A 1,017-nucleotide genomic window follows, 5' to 3' on the forward strand; every position below is an offset into this window, starting at 1 on the left:
CTAGGGCGTTTCTGATGGCTCTTGGACGGTGTCTCGGAGCCAGATGACGATCGCTGCCGCGGTCAGGGTGCCGTTGAAGATGTAGTCGCGTTTGTCGTAGCGCGTAGCGACAGCGCGGAACTGCTTCCACTTGCTCACGCACCGCTCGACGGCACTGCGACGGCGGTACTGGGCCTTGTCGAAGGCCGGTGGACGTCCGCCCGCCCGGCCCTTGCGCCGGCGCTTGGCCAGCTGGTCATCGGGCTGGGCAATGGTTGCCTTGATTCCCCGCCTGCGCAGATAAGCGCGGTTGCCGCGGCTGGAGTACGCCTTGTCCCCGCGCACGCGGTCCGGACGACTGCGAGGCCGGCCCGGCCCGCTCCGGCGGATCCGTAAGCCCTCCAGCACGGCGACGAACATGGGGCTGTCGCCCCGCTGACCCGGCGAGGTCTGCCAGGTCAGCGGGCGGGCACAATCGTCGGACAGCAGATGGACCTTGCTGGTCAGTCCGCCCCGCGAGCGTCCCAGCGCCTCCCGCCCATCGGCCTCCACACGCGCACCGCCCCCTTTAGTGGGAAGTCGCGCGGTGGCCGGCGGCGGGCTCCGGCGGCGTGCTGATGCGCCCGGCAGGAGGTGGAGTCGATGTTCACCGCCCACTCCCGGGCTTCCTCCTCAAGGGCCTTGGCCAGGTGGCCGTCGGGGTCACTGGCATCGGCCTCGATCTGCAGCTCCGCCAGGATCTGCTGCCAGGTCCCGTCCGCCGACCAGCGGCGATGCCGCTCGTAGACGGTCTGCCACGGTCCAAACCGCTCGGGAAGATCAGGCCAGGGCACACCGGTACGAGCCCGGAACAACACCCCGTTGACCACTGTGCGGTGATCGGCCCACTGCCCACCCGGCTTGCCGTTGGCGGGCAGTAACGGCTCGATCATCTGCCACTGCGCGTCCGTCAGTTCATGCCGCCGCACCATAAAACGCCCCTGCCCAGACGGGGCACTGATCCACCCACCCAAACAAGAGCCATCAGAAGCGACCTAG

At 68.8% G+C, this 1,017-nt stretch carries 1 protein-coding gene; it reads right to left on the minus strand.

Annotation, left to right across the window (positions count from 1 at the left end; genetic code table 11):
• Positions 1-950 (minus strand): IS5 family transposase gene (locus tag ABZ896_RS52845; RefSeq protein ID WP_360946722.1). Its coding sequence is split into 2 segments (ribosomal slippage): positions 1-519 and positions 522-950, totalling 948 coding nucleotides; the frame shifts between segments, so codons are not numbered across the junction.
• Positions 951-1,017 lie beyond the last annotated feature (67 nt).

Origin of the sequence: Streptomyces sp. NPDC047072 (genome assembly GCF_040643855.1) — a bacterium.
GTDB lineage: Bacteria > Actinomycetota > Actinomycetes > Streptomycetales > Streptomycetaceae > Streptomyces.